The organism is Telluria sp. RT2P19 (assembly GCF_059685725.1).
On record NZ_JCASIL010000012.1, the window covers coordinates 54,173 to 70,727 of the forward strand.

At 64.5% G+C, this 16,555-nt stretch carries 12 protein-coding genes; 8 read left to right on the forward strand and 4 right to left on the reverse strand.

The window, feature by feature from the left end; translation table 11 throughout:
- Window positions 1-15: 15 nt before the first annotated feature.
- Both moaA and AC56KW_RS15780 read right to left on the reverse strand, forming a co-directional pair.
- Window positions 16-1,128, reverse strand: a complete 1,113-nt coding sequence (gene moaA / locus AC56KW_RS15775; protein WP_497171622.1) for a GTP 3',8-cyclase MoaA — start codon at window positions 1,126-1,128, stop codon at window positions 16-18.
- 310 nt (window positions 1,129-1,438) lie between these two features.
- Window positions 1,439-4,705, reverse strand: a complete 3,267-nt coding sequence (locus AC56KW_RS15780) for an Rne/Rng family ribonuclease (protein WP_497171623.1) — start codon at window positions 4,703-4,705, stop codon at window positions 1,439-1,441.
- 681 nt (window positions 4,706-5,386) lie between these two features.
- On the opposite strand from AC56KW_RS15780, the gene AC56KW_RS15785 reads away from it, so the two are divergent.
- The 4 genes from AC56KW_RS15785 to AC56KW_RS15800 are packed head-to-tail and all read left to right on the forward strand — an operon-like array spanning window position 5,387 to window position 8,510.
- Window positions 5,387-6,370: an RluA family pseudouridine synthase gene (locus AC56KW_RS15785; protein ID WP_497171624.1), complete on the forward strand. Its 984-nt coding sequence runs from the start codon at window positions 5,387-5,389 to the stop codon at window positions 6,368-6,370.
- A 60-nt stretch (window positions 6,371-6,430) separates the two neighbouring features.
- A complete protein-coding gene (locus AC56KW_RS15790; protein ID WP_497171625.1) occupies window positions 6,431-7,090 on the forward strand; it encodes an HAD-IIIA family hydrolase in 660 nt (219 codons plus the stop codon).
- A 16-nt stretch (window positions 7,091-7,106) separates the two neighbouring features.
- Window positions 7,107-7,484, forward strand: coding sequence for a Rieske (2Fe-2S) protein (locus AC56KW_RS15795; protein WP_497171626.1), 378 nt, complete (start codon window positions 7,107-7,109; stop codon window positions 7,482-7,484).
- Window positions 7,485-7,508: 24 nt separating this feature from the next.
- Complete coding sequence (locus AC56KW_RS15800; RefSeq protein WP_497171627.1) at window positions 7,509-8,510, forward strand: S49 family peptidase; 1,002 nt, start codon at window positions 7,509-7,511, stop codon at window positions 8,508-8,510.
- 318 nt (window positions 8,511-8,828) lie between these two features.
- Here the strand turns inward: AC56KW_RS15800 and AC56KW_RS15805 are convergent, their stop codons facing one another.
- A complete protein-coding gene (locus AC56KW_RS15805; protein ID WP_497171628.1) occupies window positions 8,829-9,299 on the reverse strand; it encodes a hypothetical protein in 471 nt (156 codons plus the stop codon).
- A 220-nt stretch (window positions 9,300-9,519) separates the two neighbouring features.
- Here AC56KW_RS15805 and AC56KW_RS15810 point away from each other — a divergent pair, with 220 nt between their 5' ends.
- The 4 genes from AC56KW_RS15810 to AC56KW_RS15825 all read left to right on the forward strand — a co-directional run bounded on the left by AC56KW_RS15810 (window position 9,520) and on the right by AC56KW_RS15825 (window position 15,394).
- Window positions 9,520-10,254, forward strand: coding sequence for a pseudouridine synthase (locus AC56KW_RS15810; RefSeq protein ID WP_497171629.1), 735 nt, complete (start codon window positions 9,520-9,522; stop codon window positions 10,252-10,254).
- Between the two features lie 124 nt (window positions 10,255-10,378).
- A complete protein-coding gene (locus AC56KW_RS15815; RefSeq protein ID WP_497171630.1) occupies window positions 10,379-13,108 on the forward strand; it encodes an FG-GAP-like repeat-containing protein in 2,730 nt (909 codons plus the stop codon).
- A 113-nt stretch (window positions 13,109-13,221) separates the two neighbouring features.
- On the forward strand, window positions 13,222-14,358 hold the full coding sequence (locus AC56KW_RS15820) for a phospholipase A (RefSeq protein WP_497171631.1): 1,137 nt from the start codon (window positions 13,222-13,224) through the stop codon (window positions 14,356-14,358).
- 37 nt (window positions 14,359-14,395) lie between these two features.
- Entirely contained in the window at window positions 14,396-15,394 is a 999-nt protein-coding gene (locus AC56KW_RS15825; RefSeq protein WP_497171632.1) for a fumarylacetoacetate hydrolase family protein, read from the forward strand.
- Window positions 15,395-15,443: 49 nt separating this feature from the next.
- Here AC56KW_RS15825 and AC56KW_RS15830 read toward each other — a convergent pair whose 3' ends face one another.
- Complete coding sequence (locus AC56KW_RS15830) at window positions 15,444-16,529, reverse strand: hypothetical protein (protein ID WP_497171633.1); 1,086 nt, start codon at window positions 16,527-16,529, stop codon at window positions 15,444-15,446.
- Window positions 16,530-16,555: the final 26 nt, after the last annotated feature.

Genomic DNA, 16,555 nt, shown 5'->3' on the forward strand with positions numbered 1-16,555 from the left:
TTTCACCACTTCGTATTAACCGCCGATATAGGACATTTCAACCTTGCGCGCGCCATCGCGCTGGCCGATGCCCGTCTCCGCCGTGCGGGTCTCGGAATAGCGGTCGGCCCGACCGCGCCACAGCTGGGCGATGGCGCCCGAGAGTTCCAGGTCGCTGCGGCCGGCGCGCAGCAGCGCGCGCAGGTCGTGGCCGCGGGTGGCGAACAGGCAGGTATAGAGCTTGCCCTCGGTCGACAGGCGCAGGCGCGAGCAGTCGCCGCAAAAGGCCTGGGTGACGCTCGAGATCACGCCGATCTCGCCGCTGCCGTCGACATAGCGCCAGCGCGACGCGGTCTCGCCGCTGTAGTTGGCCGCGGCAGCAACCAGCGGCAACTCGGCCGAGATGCGCCGCACTACTTCTTGCGAAGGCACGACGTCGCGCATATTCCAGCCGTTCGAGGCGCCGACGTCCATGAATTCGATGAAGCGCAGGATGGTCGGCGAGCCCTTGAAGTGGCGCGCCATCGGCACGATCTGGTCGTCGTTGGTGCCGCCCTTGACCACCATATTGACCTTGACCGGCCCCAGGCCGGCCGCGTGGGCGGCGTCGATGCCGTGCAGGACGTCGGCGACGGCGAAGTCGACGTCGTTCATGCTGCGGAAGACCTTGTCGTCGAGCGCGTCGAGCGAGACCGTGACGCGGTCGAGGCCGGCGTCTTTCAGGGCTTGCGCCTTGCGCGCCAGGATCGAACCGTTGGTGGTGAGCGTGAGGTCGAGCGGGCGGCCGCTGGGTGTCGGCAGCGCACGCAGCATGGCGACCAGGCGCTCGAGGTTCTTGCGCAGCAGCGGTTCGCCGCCGGTCAGGCGCAGCTTCTCGACGCCATGCGCCACGAACAGCCGCGCCACCCGCGTGATTTCCTCGAACGACAGCAGGTCGCCGTGCGGCAGGTATTGGTAATCCTTGTCGAACACTTCCTTCGGCATGCAATACACGCAGCGGAAGTTGCAGCGGTCGGTGACGGAGATGCGCAGGTCGTGCAGGGGCCGCCCGAGCGCGTCGCTCAGCAAGCCGGTCGGCGCTTCAGGCACGGCCGGGACCTGCAGCGCCGATGAGCGCAGGTCATTGATCAAAATGATTTTTTCAGCCATTTCAGTACGATATCACGGGGCTGCTGAACCTGCCCGTACCGCTAAGGGAATGAGACGGTAACTTAATACCGTTCAGTTAATGCGGAATTATTTCGTTAGGCCAGGACGTCGTTTTCGTCCAGACGTCGTTTCCGTCCAAGGCGTCGCTTCGCCCAAGACGTTGTTCCAGCCCCAAAATGTTGTTCCCGCGAAGGCGGAACCCAGGTCTCCCGGCGCTGTGGCAGCGCTTGCAAACCTGGATTCCCGCCTGCGCGGGAACGATGTGCCGATGCAGCGGACTACGGACGCGCCAGGTGCGGCGCGCCTCGGCTTACTGACGCGTATCGACCTGCACCAGCGGCTCGTCGACCGGCGCGACCGCTGGCTTGCGGGCGCGGCCCAGGCGGACCGGGGTCGCCACTGCAGCTTCCTGGGCGGCGCGCAGTTTTTCAGGGTCGGTTGCGGCCAGTTGCAGGCCGGCCTGGGCCAGCACTTCATCCAGCTTGGCCGGTGCTTCGGGCGCCGCAGCGTCGACCGGGGCCGAAGCCAGGGCAGCACCCGGCGCCGGTGCGGTAGCTGCCGGTGCGGCAACCGGGGTCGGCGCGATGGTGATGGCCGGTGCGGCGGCTGGCGCCGGCTCGACGGCCGAAGCGGCGACCGGTTCGGCCACTGGCGCGGTATCGGCCACAGGCGCAGGTGCCGGAGCAGCCTGTGCCACCGGCGCCTGCTCGACCGGGGCCGGTGCAGGGGCAGGTGCAGGTGCAGGCTCAGCCGCCGCTGGTGCGGCAGTCTGCCCGGCAGCAGCACGCGCCGCGGCGACCGACGCCGCGGTCGGGAACATATTCTGCTCAGCAGCGACCGACGCCGCGGTCGGGAACATATTCTGCTCAGCAGCCACCGATGCCGCGGTCGGGAACATATTCTGTTCAGCAGCCACCGACGCCGCGGTCGGGAACGCAATCGCGTCAGCAGCAGCTGGTGCGGTCGGAGCAGGAGCGGCAGCAACCGGGGCCGCAGCCTTCTCTTCTTCGGCCTTGGCAGCCGCGACCGACGCGGCGGTCGGGAACGGCCACGCATCTTGCGTTACGGCACGTGCCGGCCTGGCTTTCGCCGCCCTGGCCGCAGCGGCGACCTTGGCCGCCTCTTCATCGGCTACCGGGGTGAATGCCGGCGCGTCGTCCGAACCTTCCAGCCCTTCGCTGCCCTCGACCTGGTCACGGTCGCGGCGGTTGCGGTTACGGCCACCACGGCGGCGGCGGCGGCGCGGCTCGTCGCCTTCGCCGTCGATGTCTTCGCCGTCCGGTCCGATCGTCGTGACCGACTTGACGACCTGCTGCACGACTTCCTGGGTGCCTTCCGGACCCGTGGTGCTGATCGCGACGGTCTCGCTGGCCACGACCTGGGTCACGCTCACTTCATCGAGCTTCGCTTCGATGGCCTGGGTGGTGCGCTCGGTACGTTCGGTACGCTCGCGCGGCTGGCGTGGCTGGCGCTCCTTGCGCTCGGGACGCTCGGCGCCCTCGACGCGCGCCGCGCCTTCGACCTGTTCGCGCGGCTCACGCGGCTCGCGTGGCTTGCGCTCACGCGGCTGGCGCGGCGGCCGGCCTTCGCGGGCTTCTTCGGCTTGCGGCGCCTTGGCGATTTCCTCGCCGGGCGCGCCCTTGGCGACGGTGGTGGCGACGGCGTCGCGCTCTTCGCGCTCACGGCCCGGCTTGGCGCCACGTTCGCCATTGCGGCCGCCATGACGGCCACCCTTGCTGCGGCCGTTGCGCTCGCCTCGCTCGGCCGGGGCAGGCGCGGCCGGCTTCTCGGCCACGACCGGGGCCGCCGGCGCCGGTTCTTCGGGTTTGCCGAAGAAGAAGTCGCGCAGGCGGGCAAAGAAACCTTTCTCGACTGGCGCCGGGGCAGGGGCTGCCACTGGCGCGGCCACGGGCTTGGCCGCAGCACCGGCTGCCGACTTCGCCGCTTCGCTGCGGTCGACCACCGGCGCCGGCTGGGCCGGGGTGATGGTCTTGACGACGGCTTCCTGGCGCGGCTTCGCTTCTTCTTTCTGGCGCTTGGCGTAGGCCATGTCGGTGTCGGCGGTTTCGGCCATGGCATAGCTGGCGTGCGCATCTTCCAGGCGCGGATCGTCGTGCTTGATGCGCTCGAGCTTGTAGTGCGGGGTGTCCAGATGCTTGTTCGGGATCAGGATCACGGTGATGCGGTGGCGGTTCTCGATCTTGAGCACTTCGCCACGCTTTTCGTTGAGCAGGAAGGCGGCGACGTCGACCGGCACCTGCACGTGGATCGCGGCCGAATTCTCTTTCATGGCCTCTTCCTGGATGATACGCAGGACTTGCAGGGCCGACGATTCGGTATCACGGATATGGCCGGTGCCCGAGCAGCGCGGGCAGGTCACGTGCGAGCCTTCGGACAGCGAAGGACGCAGGCGCTGGCGCGACAGTTCCATCAGGCCGAAGCGCGAGATCTTGCCCATCTGGACGCGGGCGCGGTCGTGGTGCAGGGCATCCTTGAGACGCTGCTCGACTTCGCGCTGGTTCTTGGCCACTTCCATGTCGATGAAGTCGATCACGATCAGGCCGCCCAGGTCGCGCAGGCGCAGCTGGCGGGCGACTTCGTCGGCCGCTTCGCAGTTGGTGTTGAAGGCGGTGGTTTCGATGTCCGAGCCGCGGGTGGCGCGGGCCGAGTTGACGTCGATGGAGACCAGGGCTTCGGTGTGGTCGATCACGATCGCGCCGCCCGATGGCAGCGGCACGGTGCGCGCGTAGGCGGTTTCGATCTGGTGTTCGATCTGGAAACGCGAGAACAGCGGCACGTCGTCGCTGTAGCGCTTCACGCGATGCGCCATGTCGGGCATCACGTGGCTCATGAACTGCTGGGCCTGTTCGTAGATGTCGTCGGTATCGATCAGCACTTCGCCGATATCAGGCTGGAAATAGTCGCGGATCGCGCGGATGACGAGCGACGATTCCTGGTAGATCAGGAAAGCGCCGGCGGCCGACTTGCCGGCGCCTTCGATCGCGCGCCACAGCTGCATCAGGTAGTTCAAGTCCCACTGCAGCTCTTCGACGTTGCGGCCGATGCCGGCGGTGCGGGCGATTACCGACATGCCTTGCGGCAAGTCGAGCTTGTCCATGGTTTCGCGCAGTTCCTGGCGCTCTTCGCCTTCGACCCGGCGCGACACGCCGCCGCCACGCGGATTGTTCGGCATCAAGACCAGGTAGCGGCCGGCCAGCGAGATGAACGAGGTCAGGGCGGCGCCCTTGTTACCGCGTTCTTCCTTCTCGACCTGGACCATGATTTCCTGGCCTTCCTTCAGCGCCTCCTTGATGGTGCAGTTGCGCACGTCGACGCCCTCGCGGAAATACGAGCGGGCGACTTCTTTGAAGGGGAGGAATCCGTGGCGGTCTTCGCCGTAGGAGACGAAGCAGGCTTCGAGGGAGGGTTCGATGCGGGTGATGACACCCTTGTAGATATTGGACTTGCGCTGTTCGCGACCGGCAGTCTCGATATCGATGTCGATCAGTTTTTGACCGTCGACAATCGCTACGCGCAGCTCCTCTTGCTGCGTAGCGTTAAACAACATGCGTTTCATTTTTATAAACTCCGCGACCCGTGGGCCGTGTGATGGCCGCCCTCGCGGGCGGCGCAGCTACAGGGATGTATGCGGGGAAGGGAGACCAGGAGGGGAAATGCCCATGGCGTGCGATACGACGACAGACAGTGAGCACTGCGAGTGAACACTGCATCGCTGCCGCAACAGGGCGCTGTGGAGCCGAACGTCATTGTCCACGCACGCCGCGACCTGCGCTGGCCGCCTGCCACCACGTTGGGGTGGCACAGCGGAAGCGAGGGGGCGCGCTAAAACCAGCCCGGCTCGACGCCGACGACATCCAGGACCTGGAGGCGAAAAGACAGCCTAACTCACAAGTTCCGAGGATGGTCCTGCGTCGAGCCCGGCGAAAACGACAAGCGTTATCGACACCATCACCCGACAAGCAAGATTTGCTTGTCGGTACTTATCCTTAAGAATCCTGACAATCCAATCCTGCATCATTGCGCCCAACCCGATTACAACTGCAGGTGCAACCCTGATCGGCGCAAGGATGTGCGTACACGTTTCTTTCCATCGAATTTGCAATGAGCAGGGCCGATGGAGCGCGCCCCTGTGTAAAATATCGTTTTAATTCTTACACCAGCAGAGGTTTGACCGCCGCCTGTCGATTATATATTCAAAATGAAGGACTTAGAGAGAATTTCTGGGAAGACAGAGCGAATGGCGACCCAAAACGATGTTGTTCCCCCTTCATCACAACAGGCTCTGCAGGCACAGTTTGTGACAATCGGCGAAGAAGACGCCGGACAGCGCATCGATAACTACCTGTTGCGTGTCTGCAAAGGCGTACCGAAGAGTCACATCTACCGTATCCTCCGTTCGGGCGAGGTGCGGGTCAACAAGGGCCGGATCGACCAGCTCTACCGCCTGGCAGAGGGCGATATGGTCCGCATCCCGCCGATCCGCATCGCCGAGAAAGCCAATACCGACAGCGTGCCGGGGACCGAGTTCCCGATCGTGCATGAAGACACGCACTTGCTCGTCATTAACAAGCCGGCCGGCGTGGCCGTGCATGGCGGCTCGGGCGTGTCGTATGGCGTGATCGAACAACTGCGCGCGGCGCGGCCGCAAGCCAAGTTCCTGGAACTGGTGCACCGGCTCGACCGCGAGACCTCGGGCCTGCTCCTGATCGGCAAGAAGCGCAGCGCCCTGACCAATCTGCACGACCAGATGCGCGACGGCACCACCGACAAGCGCTATTTCGCGGCCGTGAAAGGCGACTGGCAAAACAAGCGCCAGCACGTCAAGTTGCCGCTGCATAAATACACGACGGCGGAAGGCGAGAAACGCGTGGTGGTCCAGGCCGGCGGCCAGGAAGCGCACACCATTTTCAATTTATTAAAAAAATGGCAAAATTTTGCCTTGCTTGAAGCCGAACTCAAAACGGGGCGCACGCACCAGATCCGGGTGCACCTGGCGTCGTCCGGCTTCCCGATCCTGGGCGACGAAAAATACGGCGACTTCGCATTCAATAAACAGTTGCACAAGGCGACCGAAGGCCGCGGGGCGCTCAAGCGCATGTTCCTGCACGCGCACCAGATCACGTTCACCCATCCCGACAGTGGTGAACGGATGACCTTGCGCGCGCCGATGCCGGAGGAGTGCGAGCGGTTCTTGGTAAGCTTGGGGCCTGCAAGCGCGTGATCCACGTGTGCGCGCTAACGAAAAACTATGGAGACCGGCGGCCCATGTCGCCACCAAATAATGGCAAGAAAACAATTTGACCTGATCGTGTTCGACTGGGATGGCACGCTGATGGACAGCACCGCGGCCATCGTCAAGTGCATCCAGTCGGCGGCGCGCGACCTCGGCCTGCCGGTGCCGAGCGACACCTCGGCCGCCCACGTCATCGGCCTCGGCCTGGCCGAGGCGATGCAGGCCGTGATGCCGGGCATCCAACCGGCCCTGTACCCGCGCATGGTCGAGCGCTACCGCTATCACTTCTTGACGAAAGACCATGAACTGGTGCTGTTCAAGGGCGTTCGCGAGATGTTGGCCGATCTTAATAATGAGGGTTACTTCCTTGCAGTCGCCACCGGCAAGAGCCGCGTGGGACTGAATCGCGCCCTGAACGCCACCGGCCTGCTGTCGATCTTCGACGCCACCCGTTGCGCGGATGAGACATTCTCGAAGCCCCATCCGGCGATGCTGCAAGAACTGACCCGCGAGCTCGGCCAGGACCTGCGGCGTACCGTGATGATCGGAGACACCACGCACGACCTCATGATGGCGAACAATGCAGGGGCGTCCGGCATTGCCGTCGAGTTCGGCGCTCATCCGGTGGCCCAGCTGCACACTTGCAATCCGCTGTTCTCGGCCCGTTCGATCCCCGAGCTGCATGCCTGGCTGCTCGAGCATGCCTGAACCCGGGACCGCGCAAATGGCGGATGATGGCCGCGTGTTCGTGTGCGATGCCGACGTCTTGGTCGACGCAGGCCGCGGCGTGCGTTTTCCCTTGCGCGCGTTCGGCCAGCCGGCGACCGGTTTCGTGGTCCGTTACGGCGGCCAGGTGTACGGCTACCTGAACCGCTGCGCCCACGTTCCGATCGAGCTCGACTGGAAAGAAGGCGAGTTCTTCGAGTCCGGCGGCCAGTACCTGATGTGCGCCACCCATGGCGCGGTGTACGAGCCGGGCAGCGGCAGATGCGCGGGCGGCCCTTGCCGCGGCGGGCGTCTGCATCCGATCGCCGTACACGAAGGCGCGGGCAAGATATACTGGCTCCCCGACGAGCGGTTCTGCGCGCCTGCGCAGGGATAGCTCGCCAACCGACCTTCCGACTTTATGAGTGACCAAACGAGCCATGACCATCCCGGCGACAGCCGGCTCGCATCGAATCCGACCGTAGGCAACTGGGAGCGCGAGACGCTCGAGAAGCTGGTATTCGCCACCGTCCAGGAGCGGCGCCGCGCACGGCGCTGGAGCATTTTCTTCAAGCTGGGTTTCCTCACCGTCGCCCTGCTGGCGCTGTGGGCCTACTACGACTTCAATTTCGGCACCGGCGACGTCGAAAATCTCGGTCGCCACACGGCGTTGATCGAGATTAACGGCGAGATCGAGGCGGAAGGCAGCGGCGCCGCCGATACCGTGATCCCGTCCCTGAACAAGGCGTTCTCCGACCCCGGCTCGGCGGCGGTGGTGCTGCGCATCGACAGTCCGGGCGGCAGCCCGGTACAGGCCGGCATCATCGTGGACGAGATCCAGCGCCTCAAGCGCGGCTATCCCGACAAACCGCTGTACGTGGTGGTGGACGAGATCTGCGCCTCGGGCGGCTACTACATCGCCTCGGCGGCCGACCGCATCTATGTCAACAAGGCCTCGATCGTCGGTTCGGTAGGGGTGTTGATGGACAGCTTCGGCTTCACCGGCACCATGGACAAGCTCGGCGTCGAGCGGCGCCTGCTGACGGCCGGCGAGAACAAGGGTTTCCTCGACCCGTTCAGCCCGCAATCCGCCAAGCACCGCGAGCACGCCCAGGAGATGCTGAACGAAATCCACCAGCAATTCATCGCGGTGGTGCGCGCCGGGCGCGGCAAGCGCCTGAAGGAGACCCCGGAAACCTTCTCCGGCCTGTACTGGACCGGCGCCCGGGCGGTGGACATGGGCCTGGCCGACGCTTTCGGCACCGTCGACACGGTGGCGCGCGATATCGTCAAGGCCGAGGACATCGTCGACTACACGGCGCACGAAGGTTTGCCAGAAAGAGTACTCAAGAAATTTGGCGCGGCGGTCGGCGAAAGTGCAGTGAAAGCGGCGTATCACGGCGCCGTACCGAAATTGCGCTAAACATTGTCCTTGAATACAGACGCCCAGCGGCTATAGTAGAACGGTAGCGCGCGCAGCAAGGATCGACAGAGGCAAGGGCTTCGGTCGGTCCGGACGGCGACACGCTAACCCGCCGCGCGCTGCGCGGTTTTGAGAGAATTCCATTCCTCACGGTAGTACGTCCCTGAGAGGCTTGACACGCACGCCTGCTGCAGGAACGGGAAACGACGGCCCTGGCCGTCGTTTCCATTTTTGGCGCTGCCAGATGCTGCCAGCGCTCCTTCCCCTGTTTCAGTTTCATCGGGTGTTTCCGGCGTCCTGCCGGAAAACAGTGCCGGTTCAGGTGCAGGTGCCGCATTGCCGGGCGTCGCCATCGCCATCGCGATCCGAGCGGCATAACGGTTGCGAATTCTGCTGCGTACAAGGTTCCATGCGCTGTTCCACGGGACGTCCCATCTGTTGTTGCAGGAGGTACTGCGCGATTTTTTGGGAAACCAGCAATCCTCGCTGTGATGCGCTCGCGCGCGGCGGTTGCCACATGATCGGCTGTCGCAGCGGCGCCAGCTCATCGTGCTGGGCGAAGCCGCCGCGATGGAGCCAGTCCTGGTGGTCGCTTATAGTGCGGGCATACCAGGCGGCGCGTGCGGCAGGTTGTCCGGGATGCAGGTGGGGAGGGCCGCCGCTGCGCCAGCGCGCCATGGCGAGCCGGGTGGGGAAAAGCGCCGCCTGCTCCCTGGCGAGCCGTTGGCGCGCGCAGTAGGCCTCGTGGGCGGAAAGCTTTTCGTCTGTAGTGTCGAGATCATCGTTCACGTTCATTCCTATCCTTAGGCTACGGCCCCCTTGCTTCAAGATGGCCCTAGGTGCCGTTAGGCGGATTCCTAACGTGTTGAAGTCTATCAACGAGAATTTCGAAAGACTTGACGCTGCTCAAATGAACGATCGCATGCAAAGTGGATTAGAGGTAACGGTGACACTTCTGGCCAAGTAGCGCTTGCCCAAGGGGCAGGCGCATCTGGTAAAGTCTCGCCCCATGAGTAAATTGTCCTTAGACCGTATCTTGCAATCGCAGGGATTCGGCACCCGCAAATACTGCCGCGCACTGATCGAAGACGGCGACGTCGCCGTCAACGGCGAGATCGTCGACAGCTTCAAGGCCGCCTTCGACACCGAGGACCTGGTCCTGACCGTATTCGACGAGGAGTGGCGCTACCGCGAGCACGTCTATATCGCGCTGCACAAGCCGGCCAACTTCGAGTGCTCGCGCAAGCCCAGCCACCATCCGGGCGTGCTGACCCTGCTGCCCGAGCAATTTACCTGGCGCGAGGTGCAGCCGGTCGGCCGCCTCGACCACGACACCACGGGCATGCTCCTGATGTCCGACGACGGCCCCTTCATCCATGCCCAGTCCTCGCCCAAGCGCCACGTGCCCAAGGTCTACCAGGCCACCACGGCCGAGCCGGTGACCGATGAGCTGGTCGCGCACATGCTGGCAGGCGTGCAATTGAACGACGAGCCGGCGCCACTGAAGGCGGTGTCCTGTGTCCAGCTCGGCGAGCACACCCTCGAGATCGTTCTGGAACAAGGCAAGTACCACCAGGTCAAACGGATGCTGGCCGCCGCCGGCAACCATTGCAGCGCGCTGCACCGCGCGCAGATCGGCGGCCTGACCCTGGAATCGCTCGGCCTCGAAGAGGGCGAATGGTGTTTCCTCGACCAGGCCCAGCTCGAGTTGTTGGTGCAGGGAGTAGCAGGTGATATCGGCTGATCTACAGAGCCTGCTGTGTAGACGAAATATTGCTGAAGAAAATGATGCTTTCGATTAGCAGCCATGACAAAATCTCAATTGCTCTACGGCATTGTGGGATTGCGGACAATCGAGAGGATAAAAGATGGCGACATATAACGGCACGGCGCAGGGCGATGTAATCGATGGCAGACAGGTGGCCGGCTCCTACGACTGGATCGATGCGCTGGACGGCGATGATCGTGTAACGCTGGGGCCGAACCAGGTATTCGTATCCAATCACGGCGACGATGTGATAATTGGCGTCGACGGTCGCGGCGGCTACGGGCTGTGGTTTGCGGCCGAACGTCCTACCGTCAACTTGCGCGAAGGCTGGGCGCAGGATGGCATGGGTGGACGGGACCTGCTCTCCGGCATCGATACCGTGCACATGACGAGCCTCGGCGGTACCGTGGTGGGCGGTGCCGTCGACGAGACTGTTTTCGTTTTTGGGGGCAACAATACGATCGATCTCGGCGCCGGCCATGACATCGTGCGCTATCACGAACTCGATAGCGGCGACTACGCCGTGACGGCAGCTGGCACCGTGCTCGAGGTGCGCCATCTGCGGTTGGGCACCGTTGACGTGCTTACCGGTGTGGAAGAAATCGTGTTCGCCGACCGCAGTTACAGCGCTGCCTACCTGGCTAGCCAGATTAAGGCCGACCTTCAATATACGGCCCACAGCTTTCGCGAAACGACACTTGTTCCTGCTTATACCTATGCCGGTGTCAGCTATCCCGCCGCCCTGCTTGGCTGGTTCCCGCAAGCGGTATTCCAGCTCGACCTGAATGGCGATGGTCGCCTCGACGTGGTGGTACCGATGAACAAGGGCTATGCGTCGGGACTTGACACCCGCACCCCATTCATCGCGCTCAGCGTCGATGTCGATGACAAATTGGCGTTTGATGCCCACCTAAATGCCGCCATGCCAGTCACGGCTGGCGCGCGTCGCGCCGACACGCTCATTTTGACCGACGGCCGCACGGCGGTGGCGACGGTGGCCCACGACACCCATGACGGTAAACTCGCCGACCTGACGTTACTAACCACGGGCCCTGGTGCAATCGACGCCAGCCAGTCAGTGCCCACTTTGCCCCTGGCGCTTCCGGGCAGGCCCCATACAGTGGATGCCCATGCCATGTCCGCCGGTGACCTGAATGGCGATGGGCGCGACGACATCCTGGTCGGCGACTGGCGCGGCGCGGGTAGCTATGCCTTGCTGCAAGGCGCTGATGGCAGCTTCACGATTGATCGCCAGGCCGCCTATGCAGCGATCACCTACGACTGGCCAATGGTTAATCCGGGCGCCGGCGAGGGCCGGAATCTACTGATCGACCTATCCATCGTCGATGTGAACGGCGATGGTCTCGGCGACCTGATTGCGGGGTACGGTCACGGCAGCACGCAAAGTCATGTGTTCTTAAACGAAGAAGGACGCTTCGACGTCGCGCGCCGTATTGCCTTGCCCGAATCGGTGTACGGAGTCGATAACCAGATGCACATGAAAACCCTGGCCGCTGACTTCGATAGCGACGGTCATGTCGACCTGGCCATCCTGCGCAGCCGGTTCGAGCCGTTTTATGCCGGGAACTATCTGCAAATCCTGCGCAATGACGGCAGTGGTCATTTCTCGGACATTACAACCGTGCAGGTCGACCGTCCATTTCTGGACAGGGAGGGCGCACGCCTCGCATGGACCGATTATTGGCAATTGGCAGACATCAATGGAGACGGGGCGATCGACATTCTGGGCCACCGTGCGGTCGGTGCGCCGGTTCCGCTCGCCTATGTCAACGATGGCGCCGGACGATTTAATGTAATCGAGATCGGCAGCTCGGGCGCAGGGAAGCCGGTCTCCTGGGGCGATTTCGACGGTGACGGAAAATTTGAATACCTGGCCTTCGATTCATCTTGGGAAGACAGCTTTGGCAGCGCCACGCTGAACGCATTTCAAGTCTACGAATTGGGCGCTACGCTCGGTACCGGCCCTGGCATGGCGAACGCGGCCATGCTCGGGGCTGCAGCCTACAACGAAGCGTATTATCTCAATCAGCATGCCGACGTACGCACTATGGTCGCATCCGGCCAGTACGCCAGCGGCCTGGAGCACTACCTGGCGCTCGGCCAGTCCGAAGGACGTATGGCCGTTGCGGCCGGTGTGACAGTACACGGCAGCGCTGGCGCAGACCGAATCGTATTGCGTGAAGGCGCCGAGACGAGTTACGGTGGTGCCGGCGAAGACTGGTTTGAGGGAAGGGGCGGCGACGATCTGCTTGACGGAGGGGCTGGCCTGGACCGTGCGGTCTACAGCGGCACGCGTGCCGGTTATAAGGTTGCACGTACGGAAAACGGCTTTACGGTGCTTGACGCCAGCGGCGTCGACGGAAGCGACACGCTGCGCGACATTGAGCGGCTGCAGTTTGCCGATGGCATGCTGGCGTTGGATGTGGACGGTGTTGCCGGTCAGGCCTACCGAATCTACCAGACGGCATTCGCGCGCCGCCCCGACGAGGGTGGCCTGGGTTACTGGATCACCATGATGGATGGCGGCCTCACGCTAGCCAGTGTAGCTTCCGGATTTGTTGCATCGGACGAGTTCACCGCCCGTTATGGTATCAGCCCGTCGAACCGCGAGTTGGTCGAGAATTTCTATCTGAATGTATTGCAGCGCCCCGGTGAAGTCGAGGGTATTGACTTCTGGGTCAACGCGCTCGATAGCCGGGCGGCCAGCGTGGCTGATGTACTGGTTGGGTTTTCGGAAAGCCAGGAAAACCGCGCCGCACTCGTGGGCGTGATGGGGAACGGCGTTGCCTATGACCCTTTCGACAACTAACAAATGATTTATTGCAATACGTGCGACATCGATAAGAAATTTCAGCGACACTCCCTCGCGATGACAATTGGGAACCAGTTGTCGCACGAACGTTTTGATATAAAACAATAAACATGCACGCTTACCGCCCGAAACTTTCTCACACCTTTGCCCTGATTCCGCTCCTGCTGGCCCTGCCGGCATTGGCCCAGACCGCACCGCAAACCCTGGCCGAGTGCACCGCCATCGCCGATGGCGCGCAGCGCCTGGCCTGCTTCGATGGCGTCGCCGCCGGCCAGGCGGCCGCTGCCGCCAGCAGCGCGCCGGCCACCGCCGCCGTCGCCACGCCGGCCACGCCGGCAGGCGTGCCGCCGGTGCCGACCACGCCTCCGGTGGCCGAGGGCGCCTTCGATGCGCCGCGCACCAGCGCGGTAGACCGCACCGCCTCGGTCGATCCGGTCGTGCAGGCCGCTGCCCAGTACACGTTGAGCAGCCACTGGGAACTCGATGCGCGCGACAAGCGTGGCGTGTTCAAGTTCCGCCCGCACCACCCGAGCTACCTGATCGCGACCCGCACCCACCGTCCGAACGAAGCGCCTTACCGCGACTTCTGGGAAGCCGACCCGGATGCCGAAGGGCTGTCGAAGGCCGAGCTCGAATTCCAGCTCAGCTTCAAGATGAAGGTGGTCGAGACGCTGTTCGAGCTGCCGCTCGACGTCTGGTTCGGCTATACGCAGAACAGTTTCTGGCAGGCGGCCAACCACGAGGCTTCCAGCCCGTTCCGCGAAACCAATTACCAGCCTGAAGTCATGGCCGTCACGCCGCTCGACTTCGCGCTGCTCGGCACCAATGTGCGCTTCCTGAACCTGGGCTTCGTGCACCAGTCGAACGGCCAGTCGTCGACCCTGTCGCGCAGCTGGAACCGCTTCTACGCCCAGGTCGGCCTGGAGCGCGGTCCGCTGACCATGACGGCCAAGCTCTGGAAGCGGGTCAACGAATCGGCCGAAGACGACAACAATCCGGACATCATCGACTACATGGGCCGCTTCGAACTGGCCGGCAACTACCGCCTGGACGGCGGCCACGAGCTGTCGGCCCTGGTGCGGCGCAACTTCAGCACCGACAAGGGCGCGGTCCAGGTCGGCTGGGCATTCCCGCTGGCTGGTCCGGTCAAGGGGTATGTCAACGCCTTCGCCGGCTATGGCCAGAGCATGATCGACTACAATTACTTCCAGCGCAGCCTCGGCGCCGGTGTCATCGTTAAATATTGAGCTGTAGAATGGCGGGCTCGCCTCCAGGAGCCCGCTCATGAAACTCGCCACCCTCGACGACGGCACCCGCGACGGCCAATTGGCCGTGGTGTCGCGCGACCTCAAGACCGCCCACATCGCCGACGGTATCGCGCCCAGCCTGCGCGCCGCCCTCGACGACTGGGCTTTTATCTCGCCCCAGCTCGACGCGCTTTCCCGCCAACTGAACGAAGGCAAGGCGCGCCGGCCTTTCGACTTCGACCCGGCCCGCTGCATGGCGCCGCTGCCGCGCGCGAGCGGGCGCGTCGTCGGCGCCGCCTTCCTGCACCACCATGATCTGGAACGCCGCGCCGCGGGCGGCGAACTGCCCGCGGCCTGGCGCGAGACGCCGGTATTGCGCCAGGCGGCGAGCGATGGCTTCCTCGGGCCGCGGCAGGAGCTGGCGCTGGCGCGGGAAGAATGGGGCATCGATTTCGCGGCCGAACTGGCGGTGGTGAGCGGCGATGTGGCGCAAGGGGCGACGGCGGACGAAGCCTATCGGCAGATCCGCCTGCTGTTGCTGGCCAATGACATCACCTTGCAGAACCTCGTGGCGGACGAACGCGGGACCGGCCTGGGCCTGCTGCAGGCCAAGCCGGCGACGAGCTTCGCACCGGTGGCGGTGACGCCGGACGAGCTGGGTGACGCCTGGCGCGGGGGCAAGGTCGCGCTGCCGTTGCGGGTGGTGTGGAATGGCAATCCGGTGGGGACGCTGGAAGCGGGGGAAGATATGGGCTTCAATTTCCCGCAACTGCTGGCGGCGCTGGCCGGCAGCCGCAGGGTGACGGCGGGGACGATCGTCGGGTCGGGCGTGGTATCGAATCGGGCGACGCGCAGGCATACGCCGGGGTATGCCAGTATCGCCGGGCAACGCTGGCAAGAGGTGATCGACGGTGGCGAGGCGGTGACGCAGTTCATGCGGTTTGGCGATACGGTCCGCATCGAGATGCTGGATGGGAATGGCAAGTCGTTGTTCGGGGCGATCGAGCAGACGCTCAAGCGGAGAGATCCGGCCTGAACCGTGGGGTGGACGGCGAGTCGACCGCGTGTCGCGGTCCACCCCACGTTCAATCCGTCACCGGTTCGTGCCAGAATCCGCTATCGGTCCGCTCGCCACGCAACTCCACCTCGAGCGGCCGGCTGACCCGGCGCACCGCCTCGGCGCGCAGCAGCCGCCCATCCGGCTCGTGCAGCCGGTACCACAGGAAGGCGACGCCAGACAAGGCCAGGCGCTCGCCGCCAAACAGATTCGCCCGCACCTGGCTCAAGCCCTCCAGCCGCAGGTCGACATCGAGCACCAGCGCGCCGGCGCTGCGTTCGGCCTGGCCGAGATACCTTGCCGCGGTGAACAAGGGACTTTTATCGCTGGCCTCGCCCGCGCGCAGCCCCTCGACGAAGGCATCCACCGCCTTCAGTTGGGCGCGGGCCGCGGTCTCCACCGCCTGCAATTGCTTCTTGCGCTCGCCCTTGGCGCCATCGGCCAGTATGTCGAGCCGGGCGGCATGCTGGGCCAGCACCGCGCGCTCGGCCCCCACCAGCCGGACCTGATCGAGCAGGCGTGCATGGCGGGCAATGTCGAGCTCGCCCATATAACCGCCGCTCAGGCCGGCCAGCCGCTCGGGGCAGCTGCGCGCCAGGGCGCTGGCGAACAGGGCGCGGGCGCCGTCGCCATAGGCGATGCCGACCAGGGTCGTGTCGCTCTTGAACAGGCTGGCGAGGTCGGCGCCGGCGCGCAGTAATACCGTGGGCGCCGTGAGCCAGATCAAAGGTATTGCATGTCGGCGGTCAGCCGATTCGGGGGTCTGCGCGTTGATGTAGTGTTGCAGCTCCAGATTGCGATGAGTTAACTCCTGCGCGGTGCGTTCCAGGGCGCCATCGACGGTGCGCGCCGCCACCACGCCCTGGCTCACGACCGGGTCGTACAGGGTGACGCGGCGGTCCTGGGGCAGGCCGGTGCAGACCTCGGCCGCCAGCTCCAGGGCCAGGTCGAAGGCGCGCGCCAGGCCGGCGGCGCCGAACTTGGCGGCGTCGACATTGCCGCTCAAGGCCTTGGCCTGGACCGGCGGCAGGCGCGCCAGCAGCTCGGCGCGCTCGGCTTCGGCCAGCGCCTGGCGGGTTTCGGCCTCGAGCAGGCGTGCGCGGGCCTCCAGCAATGCGGGGGAGGCAGTGGCTTGGGAGT